This is a genomic window from Streptomyces sp. NPDC026246 (assembly GCF_055567995.1).
Genome location: NZ_JBVHPJ010000001.1, coordinates 248,189 through 272,830 on the forward strand (window position 1 = coordinate 248,189; position 24,642 = coordinate 272,830).

24 protein-coding genes are annotated in these 24,642 nt (G+C 73.7%); 13 read left to right on the forward strand and 11 right to left on the reverse strand.

The window, feature by feature from the left end; all coding sequences use genetic code 11:
• Positions 1-13: 13 nt before the first annotated feature.
• From ACZ4M5_RS01070 to ACZ4M5_RS01085, 4 genes are read right to left on the reverse strand one after another with little or no spacing between them, the layout of a single operon-like run.
• On the reverse strand, positions 14-2,086 hold the full coding sequence (locus tag ACZ4M5_RS01070) for an iron ABC transporter permease (protein ID WP_467731732.1): 2,073 nt from the start codon (positions 2,084-2,086) through the stop codon (positions 14-16).
• Positions 2,087-2,094: 8 nt separating this feature from the next.
• Positions 2,095-3,078: an ABC transporter substrate-binding protein gene (locus ACZ4M5_RS01075; RefSeq protein WP_467731734.1), complete on the reverse strand. Its 984-nt coding sequence runs from the start codon at positions 3,076-3,078 to the stop codon at positions 2,095-2,097.
• Positions 3,075-3,944, reverse strand: coding sequence for an ABC transporter ATP-binding protein (locus ACZ4M5_RS01080; RefSeq protein WP_467731736.1), 870 nt, complete (start codon positions 3,942-3,944; stop codon positions 3,075-3,077). The genes ACZ4M5_RS01075 and ACZ4M5_RS01080 overlap by 4 nt, the downstream gene beginning before the upstream one ends.
• A gap of 56 nt (positions 3,945-4,000) precedes the next feature.
• Positions 4,001-4,564 (reverse strand): MSMEG_1061 family FMN-dependent PPOX-type flavoprotein, encoded by a 564-nt coding sequence (locus tag ACZ4M5_RS01085; RefSeq protein ID WP_467731738.1) that lies wholly within the window; start codon positions 4,562-4,564, stop codon positions 4,001-4,003.
• A 180-nt stretch (positions 4,565-4,744) separates the two neighbouring features.
• Here ACZ4M5_RS01085 and ACZ4M5_RS01090 point away from each other — a divergent pair, with 180 nt between their 5' ends.
• Entirely contained in the window at positions 4,745-5,659 is a 915-nt protein-coding gene (locus ACZ4M5_RS01090) for a HipA family kinase (RefSeq protein WP_467731740.1), read from the forward strand.
• Entirely contained in the window at positions 5,656-5,925 is a 270-nt protein-coding gene (locus tag ACZ4M5_RS01095) for an Rdx family protein (RefSeq protein ID WP_030242193.1), read from the forward strand. The genes ACZ4M5_RS01090 and ACZ4M5_RS01095 overlap by 4 nt, the downstream gene beginning before the upstream one ends.
• Positions 5,926-5,935: 10 nt before the next feature.
• Here ACZ4M5_RS01095 and aceB read toward each other — a convergent pair whose 3' ends face one another.
• On the reverse strand, positions 5,936-7,561 hold the full coding sequence (gene aceB / locus ACZ4M5_RS01100) for a malate synthase A (protein WP_467731742.1): 1,626 nt from the start codon (positions 7,559-7,561) through the stop codon (positions 5,936-5,938).
• Positions 7,562-7,766: 205 nt separating this feature from the next.
• Positions 7,767-8,381 (reverse strand): nucleotidyltransferase family protein, encoded by a 615-nt coding sequence (locus tag ACZ4M5_RS01105; protein ID WP_467731744.1) that lies wholly within the window; start codon positions 8,379-8,381, stop codon positions 7,767-7,769.
• Between the two features lie 244 nt (positions 8,382-8,625).
• Between ACZ4M5_RS01105 and ACZ4M5_RS01110 the strand changes: the two genes are divergently transcribed.
• Positions 8,626-8,955, forward strand: coding sequence for a DUF5955 family protein (locus ACZ4M5_RS01110; protein WP_467731746.1), 330 nt, complete (start codon positions 8,626-8,628; stop codon positions 8,953-8,955).
• Between the two features lie 16 nt (positions 8,956-8,971).
• On the opposite strand, the gene ACZ4M5_RS01115 is transcribed toward ACZ4M5_RS01110, so the two are convergent.
• Positions 8,972-9,649 carry a DUF6304 family protein gene (locus ACZ4M5_RS01115; RefSeq protein WP_467731748.1) on the reverse strand — a complete coding sequence of 226 codons (678 nt, stop codon included), beginning with the start codon at positions 9,647-9,649 and terminating at the stop codon, positions 8,972-8,974.
• A complete protein-coding gene (locus ACZ4M5_RS01120; RefSeq protein ID WP_467731750.1) occupies positions 9,646-10,443 on the reverse strand; it encodes an IclR family transcriptional regulator in 798 nt (265 codons plus the stop codon). The genes ACZ4M5_RS01115 and ACZ4M5_RS01120 overlap by 4 nt, the downstream gene beginning before the upstream one ends.
• Before the next feature lie 268 nt (positions 10,444-10,711).
• On the opposite strand from ACZ4M5_RS01120, the gene allB reads away from it, so the two are divergent.
• Together allB and alc are read left to right on the forward strand one after the other, a co-directional pair.
• Positions 10,712-12,052 (forward strand): allantoinase AllB, encoded by a 1,341-nt coding sequence (gene allB / locus ACZ4M5_RS01125; RefSeq protein WP_467731751.1) that lies wholly within the window; start codon positions 10,712-10,714, stop codon positions 12,050-12,052.
• 39 nt (positions 12,053-12,091) lie between these two features.
• Complete coding sequence (gene alc / locus ACZ4M5_RS01130) at positions 12,092-13,207, forward strand: allantoicase (protein WP_467731753.1); 1,116 nt, start codon at positions 12,092-12,094, stop codon at positions 13,205-13,207.
• Between the two features lie 208 nt (positions 13,208-13,415).
• Here the strand turns inward: alc and ACZ4M5_RS01135 are convergent, their stop codons facing one another.
• Positions 13,416-14,159, reverse strand: a complete 744-nt coding sequence (locus ACZ4M5_RS01135) for an SDR family oxidoreductase (protein WP_467731755.1) — start codon at positions 14,157-14,159, stop codon at positions 13,416-13,418.
• Positions 14,160-14,312: 153 nt separating this feature from the next.
• Here ACZ4M5_RS01135 and ACZ4M5_RS01140 point away from each other — a divergent pair, with 153 nt between their 5' ends.
• Positions 14,313-14,939: a dihydrofolate reductase family protein gene (locus ACZ4M5_RS01140; RefSeq protein WP_467731757.1), complete on the forward strand. Its 627-nt coding sequence runs from the start codon at positions 14,313-14,315 to the stop codon at positions 14,937-14,939.
• Positions 14,940-15,026: 87 nt separating this feature from the next.
• Complete coding sequence (locus tag ACZ4M5_RS01145; RefSeq protein WP_467731759.1) at positions 15,027-15,422, forward strand: guanyl-specific ribonuclease; 396 nt, start codon at positions 15,027-15,029, stop codon at positions 15,420-15,422.
• Positions 15,423-15,467: 45 nt separating this feature from the next.
• Here ACZ4M5_RS01145 and ACZ4M5_RS01150 read toward each other — a convergent pair whose 3' ends face one another.
• The gene (locus ACZ4M5_RS01150) at positions 15,468-15,668 is read right to left on the reverse strand and encodes a hypothetical protein (RefSeq protein ID WP_467731761.1); all 201 of its coding nucleotides are present in this window, start codon (positions 15,666-15,668) and stop codon (positions 15,468-15,470) included.
• 242 nt (positions 15,669-15,910) lie between these two features.
• Between ACZ4M5_RS01150 and ACZ4M5_RS01155 the strand changes: the two genes are divergently transcribed.
• Together ACZ4M5_RS01155 and ACZ4M5_RS01160 are read left to right on the forward strand one after the other, a co-directional pair.
• Positions 15,911-17,161, forward strand: a complete 1,251-nt coding sequence (locus ACZ4M5_RS01155) for a sensor histidine kinase (RefSeq protein WP_467731763.1) — start codon at positions 15,911-15,913, stop codon at positions 17,159-17,161.
• Positions 17,162-17,209: 48 nt separating this feature from the next.
• Positions 17,210-17,887, forward strand: a complete 678-nt coding sequence (locus tag ACZ4M5_RS01160; RefSeq protein WP_467731765.1) for a response regulator — start codon at positions 17,210-17,212, stop codon at positions 17,885-17,887.
• Positions 17,888-17,994: 107 nt separating this feature from the next.
• Here the strand turns inward: ACZ4M5_RS01160 and ACZ4M5_RS01165 are convergent, their stop codons facing one another.
• Positions 17,995-19,002, reverse strand: a complete 1,008-nt coding sequence (locus ACZ4M5_RS01165; protein WP_467731767.1) for a Gfo/Idh/MocA family protein — start codon at positions 19,000-19,002, stop codon at positions 17,995-17,997.
• Positions 19,003-19,130: 128 nt separating this feature from the next.
• On the opposite strand from ACZ4M5_RS01165, the gene ACZ4M5_RS01170 reads away from it, so the two are divergent.
• The 4 genes from ACZ4M5_RS01170 to ACZ4M5_RS01185 all read left to right on the forward strand — a co-directional run bounded on the left by ACZ4M5_RS01170 (position 19,131) and on the right by ACZ4M5_RS01185 (position 24,640).
• A complete protein-coding gene (locus ACZ4M5_RS01170; RefSeq protein ID WP_467732818.1) occupies positions 19,131-19,868 on the forward strand; it encodes a GntR family transcriptional regulator in 738 nt (245 codons plus the stop codon).
• A 107-nt stretch (positions 19,869-19,975) separates the two neighbouring features.
• Entirely contained in the window at positions 19,976-21,124 is a 1,149-nt protein-coding gene (locus tag ACZ4M5_RS01175; RefSeq protein ID WP_467731769.1) for an ROK family glucokinase, read from the forward strand.
• On the forward strand, positions 21,121-21,702 hold the full coding sequence (locus ACZ4M5_RS01180) for a sugar kinase (RefSeq protein WP_467731771.1): 582 nt from the start codon (positions 21,121-21,123) through the stop codon (positions 21,700-21,702). Before ACZ4M5_RS01175 ends, ACZ4M5_RS01180 begins: the two co-directional genes overlap by 4 nt.
• Positions 21,703-21,808: 106 nt before the next feature.
• The gene (locus ACZ4M5_RS01185; RefSeq protein ID WP_467731773.1) at positions 21,809-24,640 is read left to right on the forward strand and encodes a DEAD/DEAH box helicase; all 2,832 of its coding nucleotides are present in this window, start codon (positions 21,809-21,811) and stop codon (positions 24,638-24,640) included.
• Positions 24,641-24,642: the final 2 nt, after the last annotated feature.

The following is a 24,642-nucleotide window of genomic DNA, read 5'->3' on the forward strand; positions in this document are numbered from 1 at the left end:
GTCGTGTGCCGCCCTATGTCGCCCTCCGGCCGCGGACCAGCAGGTACAGGAAGTACGGGGTCCCGATCACCGCGGTCATCAGCCCGGCCCCGAGCTGGGCGGGGGCGATGACGGTGCGTCCGATCAGGTCGGCCGTCCCGACGAGCGCGGCACCCAGCAGGACGGCGACCGGCACGACCCGCACGTGCCGCCGGCCCACCAGGGCCCGGGCCGCGTGCGGCGCCACCAGTCCCACGAAGCCAATGGTGCCGGCCGAGGCCACGGCGGTCGCGGCGAGCAGGACACCCACCACCAGGAAGCCCAGCCGGGCCCCGGGCAGGGCGAGACCGAGCAGCCGGGGGGTGTGGTCGTCCAGGGAGACCAGGTCGAGTTCGGTGCGCCGGGCGACCGCCACGGCCAGTCCGAGCGCCAGCACCAGGGCGACGGGCACGACGTCCGCCGTGGTCCGCCCGTAGGTCGAACCGGACAGCCAGGTCAGCGCCTTGACGGCGTTGAACGGGTCGGTGAGCACGATGAGCAGGCTGATCAGCGCCGTGGAGCCGGCCGCCATGCCGATGCCCACCAGGACCAGCCGGTTCTGCCGGTAGCCGCCGCGGGCGGCGAGCCCGAAGACGACGGCGGAGGCCAGCGCGGCCCCGCCGAACGCGGCGGCGGCGATGCCCCAGGACCCCGCGGACGGCACGGTCGTCACCAGCACGACGGCGCCCAGCGCGGCCCCGCCCGAGACGCCCAGCACGCCCGGCTCCGCCAGCGGATTGCGGGTCACGGCCTGCACCAGCGTGCCGGCCAGGGCGAGCGCGGCACCCGCGCACAGGGCCGCGAGCACCCGCGGCACCCGCGTGTCCAGGACGAAGGACACGGCCTGACCGGCCCGCCCCTGCGCCCAGTTGGCGACGTCGCCGAGCAGGAGCTTGCTGTCGCCCAGCAGCACACCGGCCACGGCCACACCGACGACGACGGCGGCCAGCACGGTGACCGTGACGGTGAACACCGCCCGGCTGGGGATGCGCAGCCGGTCCGGGGTCTCGGCCCCGGCCGTGTCCCGCAGCCGCAGGGCCGTCACCACCAGGAACACCGCGCCCACCAGGCTGGTGACGATGCCGGTCGGGACGGCGACGGCGGTGTCGGCGGGGATGAGCGCCCGCAGCAGCACGTCCGAGCCGAGCACCAGCGCGGCCCCGGCCAGTCCGGCCACCGGCAGGGCCGCCCGGGCGCGCACGAAGCCCCGGAAGCGGCGGGCGAGCGGACGCACCAGGGCCGGTGCGCACAGGCCGACGTAGCCGAGCGGTCCGGCGAGGGTGACGGCGGCCGCCGACAGCAGGGCCGCGAGGACGACCACGGTGACCCGGGTGGCGGTGACCGGGACGCCCAGTCCGCGCGCCGCGTCGTCCCCGAGGGCGAGGGCGTCGACCCGGCGGGCGACGAGCAGCAGCCCGGCGAGGCCGGCCACGGCGACGGGCAGCATCTGCAGCACGCCGTCGAAGCCGTTCTGGCCGATGCTGCCCTGGTTCCACTGGTAGAGGCCCTCGGTCTCCTGCGGGAACAGCAGGAGCAGCCCCTCGGTGACGGAGTTCAGCCCCAGCGCGAGTGCCGTGCCGGCGAGGACCAGCCGGACGGTGCCCGTGCCCAGGCCGGACAGGGCGAGGACGACGGCCGCCGCCACCAGTCCGCCCGCGAAGGCGACACCGGAGGAGGCCAGCAGCGGCAGCGAGAGGCCGGATGCGCCGGCCAGGCCGAGCGCCAGGTACGAACCGGCGTTCACCGCGAGGGTGTCGGGCGAGGCGAGCACGTTGCGGCTGACGGCCTGCAGGACGGCGCCGGCGATGCCGAGGACGACGCCGACCAGGATGCCGGCGGTCATCCGGGGCAGCCGGGAGGCGATGACGACGGAGGCGTCGCCCGCGTCGGCCTGCCCGGTCAGGGCCTTGAACACCTGGGAGGGCCCGACGGCCGCGGTGCCCTGGGTGATGTCGACGACGGCGAGGGCCACGACCGCCAGGACGAGTCCGGCCGTCACCGCGGCCGCACCCGTCCGGGACGCGGCCGCCGGCGGACGGGTGGCGGGGGGTGCTTCGGTGACGGCCATGACGGGCGTTACTTCTGCAGCGCGTCGACGAGGGCGTCGATGTACGCCTCCATCGACCGGGGACCGCCGAACATCCAGATGCCGTCGGGCAGCCGGTGCACGTCGCCCGCCTTCACGAACGGCAGGGAGGTCCACACCGCGTTCTTCTTCAGCTGGCCGGAGAACGGGTTGCTGGACTTGTCGCCGTCGTTGCCGATGTAGGCGAACTGCACGTCCTTCGGCAGGCCGGTGAGGCCCTCGACGTCGGTGGTGCCGAGGCCGTAGGCCGGGTCGCCCTTGACCTTCCAGGCGTTCTTCAGCCCGAGCCGCTCGTTGACGGAGCCGATGAGGGACGAGCTGGTGTAGGGCCGCAGGGAGACCTGGTTGGACGTCACATAGCCGTCGGCGAAGGCGACGTCGGTGCCGGCCAGGTCGGCGTCGGCGAGGCTCTTCCTGCCCTCCGCGACCTTGGCGTCGAAGCTCTTGCGGGCCGCCTCGGCCTGGTCGGTGGTGCCGGTCGCCTTGGCGATGAGGTCGAGGTTCTCGAACATCTGGCCGATCTGGTCGGAGCCGTCCGCCGACTTGATCTCCAGGACCGGGGCGACCTTGCGCAGCTGCTTCACGGCCGCGTCCGGCAGGTCGGAGCTGGCCACGATGAGGTCGGGGGAGAGCGAGGCGATGGTGTCCATGCTCGGCTCGCCGCGGGTGCCGATGTCCTTCGGCTCGTTCTTCAGCGGGACGGCGGAGTCCCAGATCTTGTAGCCCTTGACGTCGGCGACGCCCACCGGGTCGACGCCGAGCGTGATGAGACTCTCGACCTCGTTCCACTCGGTGGCGACGACCTTCTTGGCGGGTCCGTCGAGCTTGACCTTCGCGCCCGTGGAGTCCGTGAGGGTGATGGCCTCGGCAGGCTTGTCCTTCGAGCTGTCGGCGGCCGGCTCGGTGGTGCCGCAGGCGGCGAGGGTGAGCGCCGCGGCGGTGGTGGTGGCCGCGGTGAGCAGGAGGCGTCTCATGTGGTGGTGCCGAGCCTTTCGCTTCGGGTGGAACGGGTGTGGTGCCGGCCGACCGGTCGGGTCCGTATGCGGCCGGTGAGGGGGTCGGTGTCGACGTCGATGCGGATGCCGTAGACGGCGGTCAGCCGCTCGGGGGTCAGGACGTCCTCGGGCGGGCCGTCGGCGACGATCCGGCCCGCTTCGAGCAGTGTGACCCGGTCGGCGAGGGCGGCCGCCTGGTCGAGGTCGTGCAGGACGACGCCCACGGCGATTCCGTGGTCGTCGGCCAAGTCACGGACGAGGTCGAGGAGTTCGACCTGGTAGCGCAGGTCGAGATAGGTCGTGGGCTCGTCCAGCAGCAGCACGCCGGTCTCCTGCGCGAGGCAACTGGCCAGCCAGACCCGCTGCAACTGCCCGCCGGAGAGGTGGTCGGCGCCGCGCTCGGCGAGTTCGCTCACGCCGGTCAGTGCGAGCGCCCGCTCCACGGCGGCCTGCGCGTCCGGGTCCGGACGGCCGAAGCGGCCGCGGTACGGATAGCGGCCGAACTCCACGAGGTCGCGCACGGTGAGGCCGCTCGGCGTGGGCCGCCCCTGCGTCAGCAGGGCCACGTACCGGGCGAACTCCTTGGCGGACAGGGCGAGTCCGTCCGTGGCGCCGTCGAGCGTCAGCTGCGCCCGGCGGGCCCGCTGCAGCCTGGCGATCGTGCGCAGCAGCGTCGACTTCCCGCTGCCGTTGGGGCCCACCAGCACGGTCACCTCGCCGGGCCGCAGCGCGAGCGCCGCGTCGTGCACGACGTCGGTGCCGTCGTAGGACACGGTCACGCCGGTGGCCGACAGTTGATGCCCGCGCAGACGCGGTCCGCCCACGGGTTCTTCACCAGATCTCACAAGGCGAAGGTTAGCCTAACCTAATATTGCGTTGACAAGGGGTAGGAAGCGGCGGCTCACCCGGTGGGCCACGACGCCGGGTCCCACACGCCCGAGCGGCGCAGCGACATCGGGCAGTGCAGGAAGACCTCGTCGATCTCCAGGACGAGGGCGAGCGCCGGACGCCCGCCCTCCCGCGCCATGGCGTCGAAGAACGGGGCGTCGGTGAGGATCCGGGCCCGGCCGTTCACGCGCAGCACCTCCTTGGCGCCCGGGACCAGGTACAGCAGTCCGGCGTGCGGGTTGCCCAGGATGTTGTGGAAGCTGTCGCCGCGCCGGTTGCCCGCCCGGTCGGGCAGGGCGATGGTGCCCGGGTCGAGGACGTGCGTGAACCCCGGCACGTCCCCGCGCGGCGAGACGTCGCAGTTGCCCTGCGCGTCGGACGTGGCCAGCAGGCAGAAGGGCGAGCGGGACAGGATCTCCCGGTCCTGGCCGGTGAGCCGGTCGTGCACCTTCTCGATCACCACCGGCCAGGGTTCACCCAGCAGCCGGCGCAGTTCGTCGGCCGACTCCAGTTCGGTCCAGCCGGTCTCGGCCAGGGCGTGCGGCGCGCGGCCGCCCGTGTCGGTCGTGTGCGGCAAGGCCGGCTCCCGGGGTGTGTGTCGGACGGTCGGTCGCAGCCTAACCGGACGTGCTTAGGGTGCCCTTACCGGCCCTGCGGTGATCGCCGCCGCGATCGGCCGCCGGTGTGCGTATGCTCGGGCCCATGCGCTGGAGTCGGCCGTGAAGAGCCAGGTGGACCGTCTGCGGGGCCTCGCAGCATGCTGAGAGAGGTCACCGCCACCCGTTACGTCGAGCCTCTGCACTCGGGCGGCTCCGTCCCCGGGGTCGTCGAGGCGGACGACCTGGGCACCTACGTCGTGAAGTTCACCGGTTCCGCGCAGGGCCGCAAGGCACTGGTCGCCGAGATCGTCGTGGGCGAGCTGGCCCGTGCCCTCGGGCTGCGGTTCCCGGAGCTGGTCCTGGTGCACTTCGACCCGGCGGTCGCCGGTGACGAGCCGCACCAGGAGGTGCGGGACCTGCACGCGGCCAGCGCGGGTCTCAACCTCGGCATGGACCACCTGCCCGGCGCACGTGACCTCACCCCGGAGATCGCCCGGGTCTTCCCCGTCGAGCCTCTGGAGGCGGGGCGGATCGTCTGGCTGGACGCCCTGACCGTGAACGTCGACCGCACGGTACACAGCTCCAACCTGATGGTCTGGCCCACCCTCGGCGTCGCCCGCCCGCGCCTGTGGCTGATCGACCACGGCGCCGCCCTGGTCTTCCACCACCGCTGGGACGCCACCGATCCCGCGAAGGCGTACGACTTCCGGCACCACGCCCTCGGCCACTACGGGCCGGACGTCCGCGCCGCCGACGCCGAACTCGCCCCGCAGGTCACCGAGGAGCTGCTGCGCGGGATCCTCGCGGAGGTGCCGGACGCCTGGCTCGCCGGCGACCCCGTCTTCAGCGGCCCGGACGCGGCCCGCGAGGCGTACGTCCGGTACCTGCGTGCGCGGGTGGAGGCGTCGGCGGCCTGGCTGCCCACCGACTTCCCCAGCCGGGAGGAGCTCGCCGCCGAGGAGGCCCGGCGGGCGCAGCGCAACCAGAGGGAACGCCCCGCGTGGCTCAGGCAGGTGCCCGACCTGCACGGCAAGCCCGCGGCCGAGCAGGATTGGTCGGTGCACCTGGGATGAGCGGCCGTGTCGAGATCGAGTACTGCACGCAGTGCCGATGGCTGCCGCGCGCGGCCTGGCTGGCCCAGGAACTGCTCACCACCTTCGAGGCCGAACTGACCGAACTGGCCCTGAAGCCGGGCACGGGCGGGGTGTTCGTCGTCCGCGTCGGCGACGAGGTGGTCTGGGACCGGCGCGAACAGGGCTTCCCGGAGCCGACGGCCGTGAAGAAGGCCGTACGCGACCGAGTGGCCCCGGGGAAGACCCTGGGCCACTCGGAGCGGTAGCGGCGGCGCCTCAGCCCTTGAGCTGCTCGTACGCCGGCAGCGTCAGGAAGTCGGCGTAGTCCTCGTCGAGGGCGACCGTCAGCAGCAGGTCGTGCGCCTGCTGCCAGTTGCCCGTCGCGAAGGCCTCCTCGCCGATCTCGGCCCGGATGGCCGCGAGTTCCTCGGCGGCGACCTTGCGGGCCAGGTCGGCGGTGACCTGCTCGCCGTTGTCGAGGACGACCTCCGCGTTGATCCACTGCCAGATCTGGGAGCGGGAGATCTCGGCGGTGGCCGCGTCCTCCATCAGGTTGAAGATGGCGACCGCGCCCATGCCGCGCAGCCAGGCCTCGATGTAACGGATGCCGACCTGCACGGCGTTGACCAGTCCCGCGTAGGTGGGCTTGGCGTCGAGCGAGTCGATCGCGATGAGGTCGGCCGCCTCGACGTGGACGTCCTCGCGCAGCCGGTCCTTCTGGTTCGGCTGGTCGCCGAGGACCTTGTCGAAGGACTCCATGGCGATGGGCACCAGGTCGGGGTGGGCGACCCAGGACCCGTCGAAGCCGTCGCCGGCCTCGCGGTCCTTGTCGGCGCGGACCTTCTCGAAGGCGACCTTGTTGACCTCGGCGTCCCGGCGGGAGGGGATGAACGCCGCCATGCCGCCGATGGCGTGCGCGCCGCGCTTGTGGCAGGTGCGCACGAGGAGTTCGGTGTAGGCGCGCATGAACGGGGCGGTCATCGTCACCGCGTTGCGGTCCGGCAGGACGAACCTGGCGCCGCCGTCACGGAAGTTCTTGACGATGGAGAACAGGTAGTCCCAGCGGCCGGCGTTCAGCCCGGAGGCGTGGTCGCGCAGCTCGTAGAGGATCTCCTCCATCTCGTACGCGGCCGTGATCGTCTCGATGAGGACGGTGGCGCGGACGGTGCCGTGGGGGATGCCGCAGTACTCCTGCGCGAAGACGAACACCTCGTTCCAGAGGCGGGCCTCCAGGTGCGACTCCGTCTTGGGGAGGTAGAAGTAGGGACCCTTGCCGAGGTCCAGCAGGCGCTGGGCGTTGTGGAAGAAGTACAGGCCGAAGTCGACGAGCGCGCCGGGCACCGCGGTGCCGTCGGCGTCGACGAGGTGACGCTCGGTCAGGTGCCAGCCGCGCGGGCGCATGACGACCGTGGCGAGTTCCTCGTTCGCCTTCAGCGCGTACGACTTGCCGGACCTCGGGTCGGTGAAGTCGATCTTCCGGGTGTAGGCGTCGCTCAGGTTCAGCTGACCGCCGATCACGTTCTCCCAGGTGGGCGCGGAGGCGTCCTCGAAGTCCGCGAGCCACACCTTCGCGCCCGAGTTGAGGGCGTTGATGGTCATCTTGCGGTCGGTGGGACCGGTGATCTCGACCCGGCGGTCGTTCAGCGCGTCCGGGGCCGGGGCGACCTTCCAGGAGTCGTCGGCGCGGATCGCGGCGGTCTCCGGAAGGAAGTCGAGGGTGGAGGTGCGGGCGATCTCGGCGCGGCGCTCGGCGCGGCGGGCGAGGAGTTCGTCCCGCCGGGGCGTGAACCGCCGGTGCAGCTCGGCCACGAAGGCGAGTGCCGCTTCGGTGAGGACCTCCTCCTGCCGGGGCAGGGGCTCGGCGTCGACGATGGCCAGCGGGGACGGCGCTGGAGCGGACATGGACGGTCACTTCCTTCGGCGAGCTGTGACAACGAACCGGCGGTTGGCACCCGGTGCCAGTCTTCCCGGATACGGCGAACGGCGCCCGGAGGGGGGAGGGCGCTTCTGATCAGTGGATACTAGTTTCCTCATGGTGGAAGTTCAATCGTTTGTTGATGTCGAGATTCTCCGGATCGAGCCAAGGTGGCGCCCCGTGCCACCCCGTTCACTCCAGGTGTGCCAGATCGGCCTCGGTGTCGATGTCGTAGGGCCGGGCCACGTCACCGCACTCGACGAGGCGGACCGTCGCGGCGTGCTCCTTCAGGTAGGCGCGGGCCCCCCGGTCGCCCGTGGCGGTCGCCGCGATGCCGGTCCAGTGCGCCGCGCCGAACAGCACCGGGTGGCCGCGCACCCCCTCGTACGCGGCGGACGCCAGCGCGTTCTCGCCGTCGTACGCCCCCAGGACCCGGGTCACCGCCTCCGGTCCGATGCCGGGCTGGTCGACGAGCGCGACCAGGGCGGCCCGTGCCGGGGAGCCGGCCAGGGAGTCCAGCCCGGCGCGCAGGGACGTCCCCATCCCCTGTTCCCAGTGCGGGTTGTCCACCAGGACGCATCCGTCCAGTGAGGCCCGGGCGCGCACCTCGTCGGACCGGGCGCCCAGGACGACGTGGACCGTCGCGCAGCCGCCCTCGCGCAGGACGCGCACGGCGTGCTCCACGAGCGGCCGTCCCCGGTGCGGCAGCAGCGCCTTGGCGCGTCCGCCGAGCCGCCGGCCTCCTCCCGCCGCCAGCAGCAGTCCGGCCACCGCGCGCGTCCCGTCCGTCGTCTCCCGTGTCGTCATGGCTCCTGCATACCGCACGCCCCGCGCGGGTCGTGGACGACGCGGGGGCCGCGTCGCACGGGCGTGCGCCCGGGGCCTGAAAGTCACGCAGTGGAACAAGTCGATGACGCTGCGGACTGGCGCCTGGCGGCCCGCGTCGTCTACTGTCGCCCGCACCGAACCGGCGGGGACCCGAACAGGGGCCGCGGCGGGGGGACTTCGGGTCACCAGGGCGGGCGCACGACGAGGTGCGAGGGGGAGGACCGTGTTGCGGAGCGCGGAGCAGGAGCGGCAGGGACCCGCGGCCGGCGGGAAGGCGGACCCGCGCGTGACGGAGCTGCGCGCGGCGGTGTCCCGGCTGCGCCGCCGCCTCGCCGCCCACCCGGCCGAGTTCGCCGACCGGGGTACCGCCGAGGAGGAACTGGCGGCGCTGGACGCCGTGGCCGCCGCGGGCGCCCCCGACGTCGCCCGCCTGCGCCGCTCCTTGCTCCTGGTCGCGGGTGCGGTCGGCTCGGTGAGCGCCCTGTCCTCCGCGCTGGCGGACGTGCGCCGCGCGGTGGACCTCTTCGGCCGGCCCGTGCGCCGGCAGGTGTAGGCGGACCGGCCCGCTGCTACGGGAAGGTCCCCCGGTACCCCGCGTGGGCGCCGCGGGGCTCGAACTCCCCGCACAGGTACGTCCCCTGCACGAACTCGGTGAGCTGCGGCCAGAGCGCGAAGATCCCCTGCGGACCGCGCTTGCCGTCGACCCGGCCGTAACGGTCCTTGGTGTGACGGAAGCAGGCCGGCCCGGTCATCATCGAGTGGCCCGCCGGGTGGTGGTCGGACCAGGCGCACGCGATGCACGCCCGCAGGAACTGCCCGGGCGGCAGCCGACGCTGGATGTCGTACAGGGCCGTCTCGAAGTCGCCGTAGTCCTCCCCGCCGTACGCGCGCCCGTCGAACCGCAGGGTGACCGTCAGGCCCTCCTCGTCCAGGGCGCCCGAGGCCACCGGGTCGCCCAGCCGCAGGGCGCAGTGCAGTACGCCCGTCAGGGGATCCCGCCCGGCGGCCGCGACCGGCAGCGGCACCTCCCACTCGAGCAGGCAGGAGCACAGGTCGCCGTCGTCGAGGCGGAACATCTGCTCGGGCGGGTCGCCGGCCAGGGCGCCGAGCGTGTCCATCGTCCCGCCCTCGAAGAGCACGCCCCTGATCGTCGTGCGGATCAACTCCCGGCCGTCGGTCTCGAAGACGAGGTCCTCGCTGCCGTGCCGGTCGGTGTACCGGCCCGGCCAGGTGTGTAAGCCGCTCACGCGGGGTTCTGGCTGGCGAGGGCCTGCGACAGTTCGCCGGCGACCTGCTGGAGCAGCGGCACGATCCGGTCCGTCGCCGCCTCGGTGACCCGGCCCGCCGGACCGGAGATGGAGATGGCCGCGGCCGTGGGGGAGTCGGGCACCGGGACGGCCAGGCAGCGCACCCCGATCTCCTGTTCGTTGTCGTCGACCGCGTAGCCCCGGACCCGTACGTCCTCCAGGGCCGCGAGGAAACCGTCGGGCGTGGTGATCGTCTTGTCCGTCGCGGCGGGCATGCCCGTGCGGGAGAGCAGGGCGCGCACCTCCTCCGGCGGGAAACCGGCCAGCAGCGCCTTGCCCACGCCCGTGGAGTGCGGCAGCACGCGTCGGCCGACCTCGGTGAACATGCGCATGGAGTGCTTCGAGGGCACCTGCGCCACGTAGACGATCTCGTCGCCGTCCAGCAGTGCCATGTTCGCCGTCTCGCCCGTCTCCTCGACCAACCGCGCCAGGTACGGCCGCGCCCAGGTGCCCAGCAGCCGGGAGGCCGACTCGCCGAGACGGATCAGGCGCGGGCCGAGTGCGTAGCGCCGGTTGGGCTGCTGACGCACGTATCCGCAGGCCACCAGGGTGCGCATCAGGCGGTGGATGGTCGGCAGGGGCAGCCCGCTGCTGGCGGACAGCTCGCTCAGCCCGACCTCGCCGCCCGCGTCAGCCATCCGTTCGAGCAGGTCGAAGGCGCGCTCCAGGGACTGGACGCCACCGTTGGAGGAGGACCGGGCGGAGTCGGTGGTGCTGGCGCTGGACGTCGGCACGGCGCGTTCCTTTCGGGGCTGGCGGAAGAGCTGAAGCCTACCCGGCGGTCGGTCGACTCCCCGGTTGTACGGAGCTACGTTCTGCTTGCCGGAAGTCTAATTCCGCCTTGTGGAAACGTCCAGAGGTCGGTTCCGGGCGGGTGTCGCCGCCAGTCTGCCCTTGACGGGGCCGGAGCGGGAGTGAAGACTCCTTCAACAGAAAGTTGAATTCCGGTACGCGGAAGCGTGTGAAACGTAAGCGCAAGCGTGTGAAACGTAAGGGGTCCGGGTGTCCGACGCTGAACTGGTGCTCCGCTCGACGCGTGTCCTGACGCCCGAGGGGACGCGCGCCGCCTCGGTGGCCGTCACCGGCGGCACGATCACCGCGGTCCTGCCGTACGACGCGCCCGTGCCGGACGCCGCCCGCCTGGAGGACCTGGGCGACCACGTCCTGCTGCCCGGACTCGTCGACACCCACGTGCACGTCAACGACCCCGGCCGCACCGAGTGGGAGGGCTTCTGGACCGCCACCCGGGCCGCGGCGGCCGGCGGCATCACCACCCTCGTCGACATGCCGCTCAACTCCCTGCCGCCGACCACCACCGTCGCGCACCTGCGGACCAAGCAGCAGGTCGCCGCCGACAAGGCGCACATCGACGTCGGCTTCTGGGGCGGGGCCCTGCCCGGCAACGTCAAGGACCTGCGCCCGCTGCACGAGGCAGGCGTCTTCGGCTTCAAGGCGTTCCTGTCGCCGTCCGGCGTGGACGAGTTCCCGCACCTGGACCGGGAGGCGCTCTCCCGCTCCATGGCCGAGATCGCCGCCTTCGGCGGACTGCTCATCGTGCACGCCGAGGACCCGCGTCTGCTCGCCACCGCCCCGCAGCAGCCCGGCCCCCGCTACGCCGACTTCCTCGCCTCCCGCCCCCGGGACGCCGAGGACACCGCCATCGCCCAGCTCATCCGCGAGGCCCGGGCCCTCGACGCCCGGGTGCACGTGCTGCACCTCTCGTCCAGCGACGCCCTGCCGATGATCGCCGAGGCGCGGTCCGAGGGCGTGCGCATCACCGTGGAGACCTGCCCCCACTATCTGACCCTCACCGCCGAGGAAGTCCCCGACGGCGCCAGCGAGTTCAAGTGCTGCCCGCCGATCCGTGAGGCCGCCAACCAGGACCTGCTCTGGCAGGCGCTGGCCGACGGCACGATCGACTGCGTCGTCACCGACCACTCCCCGTCCACCGCCGACCTCAAGACCGACGACTTCGCGACGGCCTGGGGCGGCATCTCCGGACTCCAGCTGAGCCTGTCCGCCGTGTGGACCGAGGCCCGCAGGCGCGGGCACGGCCTGGAGGACGTCGTGCGCTGGATGTCGGCGCGGACGTCCGCACTCGTCGGCCTGGACGGCCGCAAGGGCGCCATCGCACCCGGCCACGACGCCGACTTCGCCGTCCTCGCCCCCGACGAGACCTTCACCGTCGACCCCGTCGCCCTCCAGCACCGCAACCGCGTCACGGCCTATGCGGGCCGGACCCTGCAGGGCGTCGTGAAGGCCACCTGGCTGCGCGGCCGGAAGATCATGGCGGACGGCGAGTTCACCGAGCCGAAGGGGCAGCTCCTCACCCGGACCGACTGACATCCCATCCCGGACACCCGAAAGGAAGACCTGATCATCGTGACGGCGATCCCCAGCTTCACCGGCGACGCGAACCCCTACTCCGGCGGCGACCCGTACGCGGACTACCGCACCGCCGACTTTCCCTTCACCTCGTACGCCAACCTCGCCGACCGGCGGCTGGGCGCCGGTGTCATCGCCGCCAACGACGAGTTCTTCGCCCAGCGCGAGAACCTGCTGGTGCCGGAGCGCGCCGAGTTCGACCCCGAGCACTTCGGTCACAAGGGCAAGATCATGGACGGCTGGGAGACGCGGCGCCGCCGGGGCGTCTCCGCCGAGCACCCCTGGCCGGCCGACGAGGACCACGACTGGGCCCTGGTCCGGCTCGGCGCCCCGGGCGTGATCCGCGGGATCGTCGTCGACACCGCCCACTTCCGCGGCAACTACCCGCAGGCCGTGTCCGTCGAGGGCACCGCCGTGCCGGGCTCCCCGTCGCCCGCCGAGCTCCTCGGTGACGACGTGAAGTGGACGACCCTCGTCCCGCGCACCCCGGTGGGCGGGCACGCGGCGAACGGCTTCGCCGTCGCCGCCGAGCAGTGCTTCACCCACCTGCGGATCAGGCAGCACCCCGACGGCGGTGTCGCCCGCCTGCGCGTGCACGGCGAGGTCGTACCGGATCCGGCCTGGCTGGAAGCGCTCGGCACGTTCGACGTCGTCGCCCTGGAGAACGGCGGTCTGGTCGAGGACGCGTCCAACCTCTTCTACTCGCCCGCGTCCCACACCATCCAGCCGGGCCGCTCCCACAAGATGGACGACGGCTGGGAGACCCGCCGCCGCCGCGACCGGGGCCACGACTGGATCCGCTACCGGCTGACGGCCCGGGCGCAGATCCGCGCGCTGGAGATCGACACCGCCTACCTCAAGGGCAACAGCGCCGGCTGGGCGTCGGTCTCGGTCCGCGACGGCGAGGACGGCGACTGGCGGGAGGTGCTGCCCCGCACCCGCCTCCAGCCCGACACCAACCACCGCTTCGTCCTGCCGGAGCCGGCCGTGGGCACGCACGCGCGCCTCGACATCTTCCCGGACGGCGGCATCTCCCGCCTTCGCCTCTTCGGCTCCCTGACCCAGGAGGGCACGAGCCGCCTCGCGGCACGACACCAGGAGCTCGGGGGCTGACCCGCCCGCACCGGCGCGCTGCCGGGCGGCGGGCCGCGTTCGCCGGCCGACCGGCCGCACCGCGACGATGCCGGGCTTCCCGGCACGCCAGGGCTATGCCGCCGGGCCCTCCGGCACGCCGCCCGTGACACCGGGCCCCCGGGCCCGCCGGCCCGTCAGGCGGGGCCGGTGGGCGCGAGGGACGCCGGGCCCCGGGCCCGGCGTCCCGCTACGCCGCGTGGCCGCCGTCCACCGCGAACTCCGCCCCCGTCACGTACGTCGCCCCCGCCAGGTACGCCACCGTCGAGGCCACCTCGTCCGCCGTGCCGAAGCGGCCCAGCGCGGTCAACGCCGCCTGGCCGGGCGCGTACGGCCCGTCCGCCGGGTTCATGTCGGTGTCGATCGGGCCGGGGTGCACGAGGTTGGCGGTGATGCCGCGATCGCCCAGCTCCCGGGCCAGCGCCTTGGTCAGGCCGATCAGGGCCGCCTTGCTCATGGCGTAGAGCGTGCCACCCGGCCCCGGCACCCGCTGCGCCATGCAACTGCCGATCGTGACGATCCGCCCGCCCTCCGACATGCGCGCGGCGGCCGCCTGTGAGGCCAGGAACACCGAGCGCACGTTGACGGCCAGCACGCGGTCGACGTCCGCGAGCGACAGGCTCGCCAGCGGGCCGAGCACTCCCACACCCGCGTTGTTCACCAGGACGTCCAGCCGGCCCAGTGCCTCGGCCGCCGCGTCCACCACCCCGACCGCCTCGGCGGCGTCCGCCGCGTCCGCGCGCAGTGCCACCGCCCGGCGCCCCAGCGCCTCCACCTCCCGTACGACGGCCCGGGCCGCCTCCTCGCCGGCGACGTACCCGACGGCCACGTCCGCGCCCTCCCGGGCCAGTCGCAGGGCCGTCGCCGCGCCGATGCCACGGCTCCCGCCGGTCACGAGAGCCACCTTGCCGTCCAGAGTTCCTCGATCTGTCATGCCTCCATCCCAGCGGCCGGCCGGCCCGGAGGCTGGCGGGCAACGGACGCCGAACTCCGGCCGCCTTACGGCCCAGCGACGAGTTGCGGGCGCCGGCGCGGTCTGAACCCATGGCACCAGGCCCCACGACCCCCGGAAGGGAAGGCACCCGCCATGGGCAAGCTCGTCTCCACCCTCTTCGTCACGCTCGACGGCGTCTACCAGGCCCCCGGCGGCCCCCAGGAGGACACCCGCGGAGGATTCACCCACGGCGGATGGAGCTTCCCCTACGCCGAGGAGGACTTCGGCCGGTTCGTCAACGAGGTCTTCGCCCGCCCGGCCGCCTTCCTGCTCGGCCGGCGGACGTACGACATCTTCGCCTCCTACTGGCCGAAGGTGACCGACCCCGGCGACCCCGTCGCCTCCAAGCTCAACGGCCTGCCCAAGTACGTCCCTTCCTCGACCCTGGACCACCCGGCGTGGGCGGGCACCACCGTGCTCCGCGGCGATCTCGCCCGGGAGGTCACCGCGCTCAAGGAAGGCACCGACGGCGAGATCCAGGTGCACGGCAGCGGAGCCCTGGTCCGGTCCCTGCTCGGGCTGGACCTGCTCGACACCCTCCACCTGCTGACCTTCCCGGTCGTGCTCGGCTCCGGGTTCCGGCTGTTCCCGGAGGGTGCCGTGCCGACGGCGTTCGAGCACACCGGCGGCAGCGTCACCGGAGCCGGGGTCTCGATCCAGACGTACGACCTGAAGGGCCGCCCGGAGTACGGCGAGTTCGGCCTGCCGGAGAACGCGTGAACTCCTCGCGAACGCACGGGGCTTCACAGGAAATTCTCCTGGCTTGTCATTGACATGCCACTCTCTACGCGCGTCATCATGAACGGCATGAACTTCCCCCCACACGCCTCGCGGCTCGGCGCAGCAGCCGCCCTCCTGTCCGCCCTCCTCATCGGCGGAACCGTCTCCGCCGGCACGGCCGGCGCCGCCCCCACCGCCGTCGGCGACATCTGCTACAGCGCCCTGCCCTCGCAGGCGCACGACACCCTCGACCTGATCGAGCAGGGCGGCCCGTACCCGTTCGAGCAGGACGGCACCGTCTTCCAGAACCGGGAGGGCATCCTGCCCGGCCAGTCGTCCGGCTACTACCACGAGTACACCGTCATCACCCCCGGCTCCGACACCCGCGGCGCGCGCCGCATCGTCACAGGTGAGCGGAGCCAGGAGGACTACTACACGGCCGACCACTACGAGTCGTTCGACCTCGTCGACCACGGCTGCTGAACCCGGCCTGCCCGGCACATCCCGGCCGGAGGTCCGTCCACGTGCTCAGACGGACTTCCGGCTCCCGGCGGCCGCGCACAGGGCGACGCCCAGCACGAGCAGGGCGACGCTCGCGTAGACCTCGTAGCCGTCGAGGAAGTCCAGCCGATGCACCAGCCCCCAGTGCCAGTCGGTGAACTCGTGCACCAGGCCCGCCACGCCCTGCACCAGGGCGAGGAAGCCGAGAATCTCCAGTACCTGCTTCATGCCCCGACCCTCGCCCGGCGGACCCCCCACGGACATCGGCCGCGGGGCGAGCGTCACAGCGCACAAAGGCCCCTTCGCGGCCGTCGGCCCGCGCCGAAAGTCTGCGGCCGGGCGACTTTGGTCGACGATCCCGGCCGCGGGCGGGTGGAGCGGCCCGCGGCTGCGTAGATTGACCGACCGTGAAGGCAGATGCAGGGGGACAGGCAGGGGGACAGGCTTCCCCGTTGTCCCCGGTGCCGCCTGTGCCGGCTGTGCCGCCGGGGGAGGCGCCCGCGCTGCTCGGCGGGCGCCGGTGGTTCTTCCCGTCCGCCCTGCTGCACGAGCTCGACCCCGACACGGCCCGGGCCGGACGGCGGCCCCGCCGCACGGCCCGCGACTGGGTCGTCGACTTCTCCTGCTTCCTGATCGCCGTGCTGCTCGGCCTGACGGCGGTGGACGCGCTGGCCGACCACCCGAACGTCCCGCCCGCGCTGGCCGTCGCCGACCAGGTGATCGGCGCACTGGCCTGCGCCGCGATCTGGCTGCGGCGCCGCTGGCCACTCGGGCTGGCGGTGGCCATGACGCCCATCACCTTGGTCTCGGACACCGCGGGCGGCGCAGCCCTGATCGCCTTGTTCACCCTCGCCGTGCACCGGCCCTTCCGCTACGTGGCCTGGGTGGGCGGCGTCAGCACGGCCCTGGTCCCGCTGTACTGCTGGCTGCGCCCCGACGCCGACCTCCCCTACCTGGTGACCGTGGTCTTCGCCGTGCTGCTGACCGTGGCGACCGTCGGCTGGGGCATGTTCGTCCGGGCCAAACGGCAGCTGATGGTGAGCCTCCGGGACCGCGCCCGGCGCGCCGAGACGGAGGCGCGCCTGCGCGCCGAGCAGGCGCAGCGGCTCGCCCGCGAGGCCATCGCGCGGGAGATGCACGACGTCCTCGCCCACCGGCTGACCCTGCTGAGCGTGCACGCCGGCGCCCTGGAGTTCCGGCCCGACGCGCCCCCGGCCGAGACGGCTCGGGCGGCGGGCGTGATCCGCGAGAGCGCCCACGAGGCCCTGCAGGACCTACGGGAGATCATCGGCGTCCTGCGGGCCGGCGAGCCGGACGACACCGGGCGGCCCCAGCCGACGCTCGCGGCGATGGACACGCTGGTCGCCGAGTCCCGGGAGGCGGGGATGAAGGTCGGTCTGGAGCAGCGCGTCCAGAACCCCGGTTCCGTCCCCGCGTCCGTCGGGCGCACCGCCTACCGGATCGCCCAGGAGGGCCTGACCAACGCCCGCAAGCACGCCCCGGGCACGGACGTCGCGGTGACCGTCACCGGGGGCCCGGGCGAGGGCCTGACCGTCCGCGTCCACAACCCGCCCCCCGAGGGCGAGGTGCCGCACGTGCCGGGCTCCGGCCAGGGTTTGATCGGGCTCGCGGAAAGGGCGACCCTCGCGGGAGGGCGCCTCGCCCACGGACACACCCCCGGCGGCGGCTTCGAGGTCCGGGCGTGGCTGCCCTGGCCGTGACCGCCTCCCGGCCCCGCCGTGCGGCCCGGCCGTGATTACGGTGTGCGCATGACTGCCATCAGACTGCTCCTCGTCGACGACGACCCGCTGGTGCGGGCCGGGTTGTCCCTCATGCTGGGCGGCGCGGACGACATCGAGATCGTCGGAGAGGCGGCGGACGGCGGTGAGGTGGAGGCCCTGGTCGACCGCACCCGCCCGGACGTCGTGCTCATGGACATCCGGATGCCGGTGGTCGACGGCCTCACGGCCACGGAGCGGCTGCGCGCGCGGCAGGACGCGCCACAGGTGGTGGTCCTCACCACGTTCCACGCCGACGAGCAGGTGCTGCGGGCGCTGCGCGCCGGCGCCGCCGGGTTCGTCCTCAAGGACACCCCGCCGGCCGAGATCCTCGCGGCCGTGCGCCGGGTCGCGGCCGGCGACCCGGTGCTGTCGCCCACCGTCACCCGCCAACTGGTGCGGCACGCCGTGGGCAGCGCGGCCGACACCCGGCGCAGCCGGGCCCGTGAGCGCATGGCCGTCCTCAACGACCGCGAGCGCGAGGTCGCCGTCGCGGTCGGCCGGGGCCTGGCCAACGCCGAGATCGCGACGGGCCTCTACATGAGCGTCGCCACCGTCAAGACCCACGTCTCGCGCATCCTCGGCAAACTCGGCCTCAACAACCGCGTCCAGATCGCCCTGCTCGCCTACGACGCGGGGCTGCTCGAAGGGGAGCCGGAGGAGCACTGACCGCTCACGGCGACACCACGCACCGGCGGCGCGCCGACCGGGCATGTGCCGGTCGGGCCCCGGCGTTCGGATCCGGCGTCCAGGCCCCGGTGCTCAGATCCCGCCGCTCACGCCCCGCCGGCGATCTCCGCGAGGCGGACCGGCCGGCGCTCGCGCCGGGACAGCTCGCACGCCTCGGCGACGCGCAGCGCCTGCAGGGCCTCGCGTCCGTCGCACGGGTTGGTCCGCTCGCCCCGCACCACCTCGACGAACGCGTTCAGTTCCGCCTCGTAGGCCGGTCCGAACCGTTCCAGGAAGCCCGCCCAGGGCTTGTCCGCCGCCGGCGGACCGGTCGGCTCGGTCGACGCGATCGGCGTGCGGTCGTCCAGGCCGACCACGATCTGGTCCCGCTCACCGGCGAGTTCCATGCGCACGTCGTACCCGGCGCCGTTCAGCCGGGTCGCGGTGACCGTGGCCAGCGTGCCGTCGTCCAGCGTGAGCAGCGCGGCGCCGGTGTCCACGTCGCCGGCCTCGCGGAACATCGCCGGCCCCGCGTCCGAACCGGCCGCGTACACGTCCACGACCTCCCGGCCGGTGACCCAGCGCAGGACGTCGAAGTCGTGGATCAGGGTGTCCCGGTACAGCCCGCCCGACAGCGGCAGCCAGGCCGCGGCCGGCGGCTGCTCGTCGCTGGTCAGCGCGCGCACGGTGTGCAGCCGCCCCAGCCGGCCCGAGCGCACGGCCTCGCGCGCCCCCGTGTATCCGGCGTCGAAGCGGCGCTGGAAACCCATCTGCAGCACCGTCCCGGCCGTCTCCACCTCGGCGATCGCGCTCAGGGACCCCGGCAGGTCCAGCGCTATGGGCTTCTCGCAGAACACCGGCAGCCCCGAGCGTGCCGCCCGGCCGATCAGTTCGGCGTGGGCGGACGTGGCCGTCGTGATCACCACGGCGTCGACCCCCCAGCGGAAGATCTCCTCCACCCCGGGAGCCGCCGTCTCGCCCAGCCGGTGCGCCAGCTCCTGGGCCCGGGCGGGATCCGCGTCCGTGAGGATCAGGGAGCCCACGTCGCGATTCCTGCTCAGGGTCTTCGCGTGGATGGTGCCGATGCGGCCCGTACCGATGACGCCGATGCGCATGGGAACAAAGTGCGGCCACCGGCCGCCCCTGTCAATCCGTATGTCCGGACAATCTGACTACACGACTTCCCGTCAACAACGCACGGAGCTACGCTCGGCCCGTGCCGAAACCAGAAGTGGACCCGACCGTGCAGCTCGAGCTGAGCGTGGACCGCAGCTCACCCGTGCCGTTGTACTTCCAGCTGTCCCAGCAGCTGGAGGCCGCTATCGAGCACGGCACGCTGACCCCCGGCAGCCTCCTGGGCAACGAGATCGAGCTCGCCGCCCGGCTCGGCCTGTCCCGGCCGACCGTCCGCCAGGCCATCCAGTCACTCGTCGACAAGGGCCTGCTCGTCCGCCGCCGCGGCGTCGGCACCCAGGTCGTGCACAGCCAGGTCAAACGCCCCCTGGAACTCAGCAGCCTGTACGACGACCTGGAGGCGGCCGGTCAGCGACCGGCGACCGAGGTCCTCGTCAACACCGTCGTCCCCGCCTCCGCCGAGGTCGCCGCGGCCCTGGGCGTCGCCGAGGACAGCGAGGTCCACCGCGTGGAACGCCTCCGCCTCGCCCACGGCGAGCCCATGGCCCACCTCTGCAACTTCCTGCCGCCCGGTCTCCTCGACCTCGACACCGGCCAGCTGCAGACCACCGGCCTGTACCGCCTGATGCGCGCGGGCGGCATCACCCTGCACAGCGCCCGCCAGTCCATCGGCGCCCGGGCGGCGACCCCGGAGGAGGCCGAGCGGCTGTCCGAGGAACCGGGCGCCCCACTGCTCACCATGCAACGCGTCACGTTCGACGACACGGGCCGCGCAGTCGAGTACGGCACGCACACCTACCGTCCGACGCGCTACAGCTTCGAATTCCAGTTGCTGGTGCGTTCCTGAGGGCGCGGGGAACCGCGCGACGAGCCCCCGACGGCCCGCCTCCGACGACGATCCGCGCCACCCCTGCGCTCCGCGCCCTGCCGTCCCGTGAGGCAGAATCGGGCGCGATGAGCACCTACCGCGACCTCACCGCCCCCATCGGCTCCCGCCGCGCCACCGTGCTGCGCACCGTCGGCACCCGGGAGCGCCGCTCGCACCTGACGGCACCCCGGGTGCCCACGGTCGGCATCGACATCGGCGGCACCAAGGTGATGGCGGGCGTCGTCGACGCCGACGGCAACATCCTGGAGAAGCTCCGCACGGAGACCCCGGACAAGTCGAAGAGTCCCAAGGTCGTCGAGGACACCATCGCCGAGCTGGTCCTGGACCTCTCCGACCGGCACGACGTGCACGCCGTCGGCATCGGCGCCGCCGGCTGGGTCGACGCCGACCGCAACCGCGTGCTCTTCGCCCCGCACCTGTCCTGGCGCAACGAACCGCTGCGCGACCGCCTCGCCAGCCGGCTGTCCGTCCCGGTGCTCGTCGACAACGACGCCAACACCGCCGCCTGGGCGGAGTGGCGCTTCGGCGCCGGCCGCGGCGAGGACCACCTCGTCATGATCACGCTGGGCACCGGGATCGGCGGCGCGATCCTGGAGGACGGCCAGGTCAAGCGCGGCAAGTACGGGGTCGCCGGCGAGTTCGGCCACATGCAGGTCGTGCCCGGCGGCCACCGCTGCCCCTGCGGCAACCGCGGCTGCTGGGAGCAGTACAGCTCCGGCAACGCCCTGGTCCGCGAGGCCCGGGAGCTGGCCGCCGCCGACTCCCCGGTCGCCTACGGGATCATCGAACACGTCAAGGGCAGCATCGGCGACATCACCGGCCCGATGATCACCGAGCTGGCCCGCGACGGCGACGCCATGTGCATCGAGCTGCTCCAGGACATCGGCCAGTGGCTCGGCGTCGGCATCGCCAACCTCGCCGCCGCCCTCGACCCCTCCTGCTTCGTGATCGGCGGCGGCGTCTCGGCCGCCGACGACCTGCTGATCGGCCCCGCCCGCGACGCCTTCAAGCGGCACCTCACCGGCCGCGGCTACCGCCCCGAGGCCCGCATCGTCCGGGCCCAGCTGGGCCCCGAGGCCGGCATGGTCGGCGCCGCCGACCTCGCCCGGCTCGTCGCCCGCCGCTTCCGCCGCGCCAAGCGCCGCCGCGTGGAGCGCCACGAGCGCTACGAGCGGTACACGCAGTCGCTCCGCAGCAGCCAGGAGACCCTGTGACCGCCTCGCTGCCGCACCAGGGCACCTGGCCGGACGGCCAGGAGCGCCCGGCCGAGGACCGCCGCCACCGGATCCGCCGCAGGGCGCTCACCCTGCTGACCATCGTGCTGCTCATCGGCATCCCGGCCGGCTACCTGGTGATCTCCGCGAACCAGAGCCGCGACAGCGGCAAGGACAAAGAGGCGAAGTACTCGGCGACCGGACTGACCGCGGGCTGGCCCTCCAAGCTCCAGCGCCGCATCTACCAGGTGCCCATCCCGCACCCCGCCTGGCACGTGGCCTACTACGAGACCAACAACTGGAAGACCAGCCGGCTCTACGCCCAGTTCGAGACCAACGCGGCCGGACTGGACGCCTACCTCACGGGCCTCGGCCTGACCCGCGAGGACCTCCGGCAGGGTGAGGTCGCCATCGGCGACCGCGACCGCGACATCACCGGCTGGCGCTTCCCCGGCGGCGACGGCTGGTACGGCTTCGTCCACCGCCAGAAGAACCCCGCCCCCACGCACGACGTGGTCGTGGACCTGTCCAACCCGGCGTACCCCTGGGTCTACGTCGTCGCCCGCACGGTGCCCTGACCCGAGCCGCGCCCGCCGGCCCCCGGCCGCCGGAGCCGTTTGTCAGACCCCGCCCGTAGAGTCGGAGACGAGTGATCCGGCACCGGGGCGGGAGGTGACAGGAAGTATGGGCGGCACGGCCGTGACGCAGACGGAGCAGGCGGCGGAAGAGGTGGTTCCGGTGCGGCTCCCGGCCGTCTTCCTGCCCGCGCCCCTCCCTCGCGACGGACGCGTGGCCTTCTGGGACCCCGACGGCGAGCCCCTGCCCGGCGCCGGCACCGAGCTGACCGTCGTACGCCGGCACGGCACGGGCGTGCGGCGGCGGACCGTCCCCGCGCTGTCCCTTCCCGTCGAGGCCGCCCTGCCGCTGCTCGTGCGCGCCCGGCACGACCCGGCGGCCCACCCCGCCACCGCCTGCTGGGGCGCCGCCGCCCTGCACGCCCTGCGGCTCACCGCCCGCGGCCGGCTGCTGCCCGGGCTCACCGCCACCGGGCACGACGCCTGGCGCGCCGGCCCCCTCGACCCGGACGACATCGCCCACCTGCGCGCCGTGGCCGCCGCCCTGCCCCCCGAGGGGCACGCCGTCCCCCTGCCCGGCCCCGGCGCCCTCCACCTGCCCGAACCCGAGGCCCTGGTCCGCGCCTTCCTGGACGCCGTCGCCGACACCCTGCCCCGCACCCCGGCCGCCCCCCACACCACCGGCCGGCCCTTCGCCGCCCGCGAGGCCCAGCACCTCCCCGCCGCCCACGACTGGGCCGCCGAGGTCGCCGCCGGCATGGACGCCGGCGTGCGGATCTCGCTCCGCCTGGACCTCTCGGCGTACGACCTGTTCGACGACACCCCCGGCGGCGGCGGCCGCAGCGCCGGGGCGGCGATCGTCCAGGTGCACAGCCTCGCCGACCCCACCCTCGTGGCCGACGCGGCGGCCCTGTGGGCGGGCGAGGCCGACGACGCCTTCGGCCCCCGCGCGCGCGTCGACGCCGCCCTCGCCGTGCGCCGGGCGGCGCGCATCTGGCCCCCGCTGGACCGGCTCTCCGACCAGGACGTCCCCGACGTGCTGGCCCTGAGCGAGGACGAACTGAGCGACCTGCTCGGCGTCGCGGCCACCCGGCTCGCCGCTGCCGGGGTCGCCGTGCACTGGCCCAGGGACCTCGCCCAGGACCTGTCCGCGGCCGCGGTGGTGCGTCCCGCGCCCGGCTCGGCGACCGACGGCACCGGCTTCTTCGAGAGCGAGGACCTGCTCGCCTTCCGCTGGCAGCTCGCGCTCGGCGGCGACCCGCTCACCGACGCCGAGATGGACGCCCTCGCGGAGGCCCACCGCCCCGTCGTCCGGCTGCGCGACCAGTGGGTGCTGGTCGACCCGGCGCTCGTGCGCAAGGCCCGCAAACGGGACCTCGGCCTGCTCGACCCGGTCGACGCGCTGTCCGTCGCCCTCACCGGCACCGCCGAGGTGGACGGCGAGACGGTCGAGGCGGTACCGGCCGGCGCCCTCGCCGCCCTGCGCGACCGGCTGACCGCCGGGATCGCCCCCGCCGACCCGCCCCCCGGCCTGCACGCCACCCTGCGCGACTACCAACTGCGCGGCCTGGCCTGGCTCGACCTGATGACCTCCCTCGGTCTCGGCGGCTGCCTCGCCGACGACATGGGCCTCGGCAAGACCGTCACGCTCATCGCCCTGCACCTCAAGCGGGCCCGCCCCGAGCCGACCCTCGTGGTCTGCCCCGCCTCGCTGCTCGGCAACTGGCAGCGCGAGATCACCCGCTTCGCCCCCGGCGTGCCCGTGCGCCGCTACCACGGCCCCGACCGCACCCTGGACGGCCTCGACGGCGGTTTCGTCCTCACCACGTACGGCACGATGCGCTCGGCGGCCCCCGCCCTGGCCGACCGGGACTGGGGCATGGTCGTCGCCGACGAGGCCCAGCACGTCAAGAACCCCTACTCCGCCACCGCCAAGGCGCTGCGCACCATCGCGTCCCCCGCGCGGGTCGCCCTCACCGGCACCCCCGTGGAGAACAACCTGTCGGAGCTGTGGGCCCTGCTCGACTGGACGACCCCCGGCCTGCTCGGCCCGCTCAAGTCCTTCCGCGCCCGGCACGCCCGGGCGGTCGAGACCGGCGAGGACGAGGAGGCCGTCCAGCGCCTCGCGCGCCTGGTGCGGCCCTTCCTGCTGCGCCGCAAGAAGTCCGACCCGGGGATCGTGCCCGAGCTGCCGCCCAAGACCGAGACCGACCACCCGGTGCCGCTCACCCGCGAACAGGCGGCGCTGTACGAGGCGGTGGTGCGCGAGTCGATGCTCGCCATCGAGACGGCCGAGGGCATGGCGCGCCGCGGCATGGTGCTCAAGCTGCTCACCTCGCTCAAGCAGATCTGCGATCACCCCGCGCTGTTCCTCAAGGAGGAGCAGACGCCCGTCGGCGACCGGCTCGCCGCCCGCTCCGGGAAACTCGCCCTCCTCGACGAACTGCTCGACACCCTCCTCGCCGAGGACGGCTCCGCCCTGGTCTTCACGCAGTACGTCGGGATGGCCCGGCTGATCGCCGCACACCTGGCGGGCCGCGCGGTCCCCGTCGACCTCCTGCACGGCGGCACGCCCGTCCCGGAGCGGGAACGGATGGTGGACCGCTTCCAGAGCGGCTCCGTCCCGGTCCTGGTCCTCTCGCTCAAGGCCGCCGGCACGGGCCTCAACCTCACGCGCGCCGGCCATGTCGTCCACTTCGACCGCTGGTGGAACCCGGCCGTCGAGGAGCAGGCCACCGACCGGGCCTACCGCATCGGCCAGACCCAGCCCGTCCAGGTCCACCGCCTCATCACGGAGGGCACGGTCGAGGACCGCATCGCCGAGATGCTCCACGCCAAGCGCGCCCTGGCCGACGCGATCCTCGGCTCGGGCGAGTCGGCCCTCACGGAACTGACGGACCGCGAGCTGTCCGACCTGGTGTCCCTGCGGAGGACGGCATGACG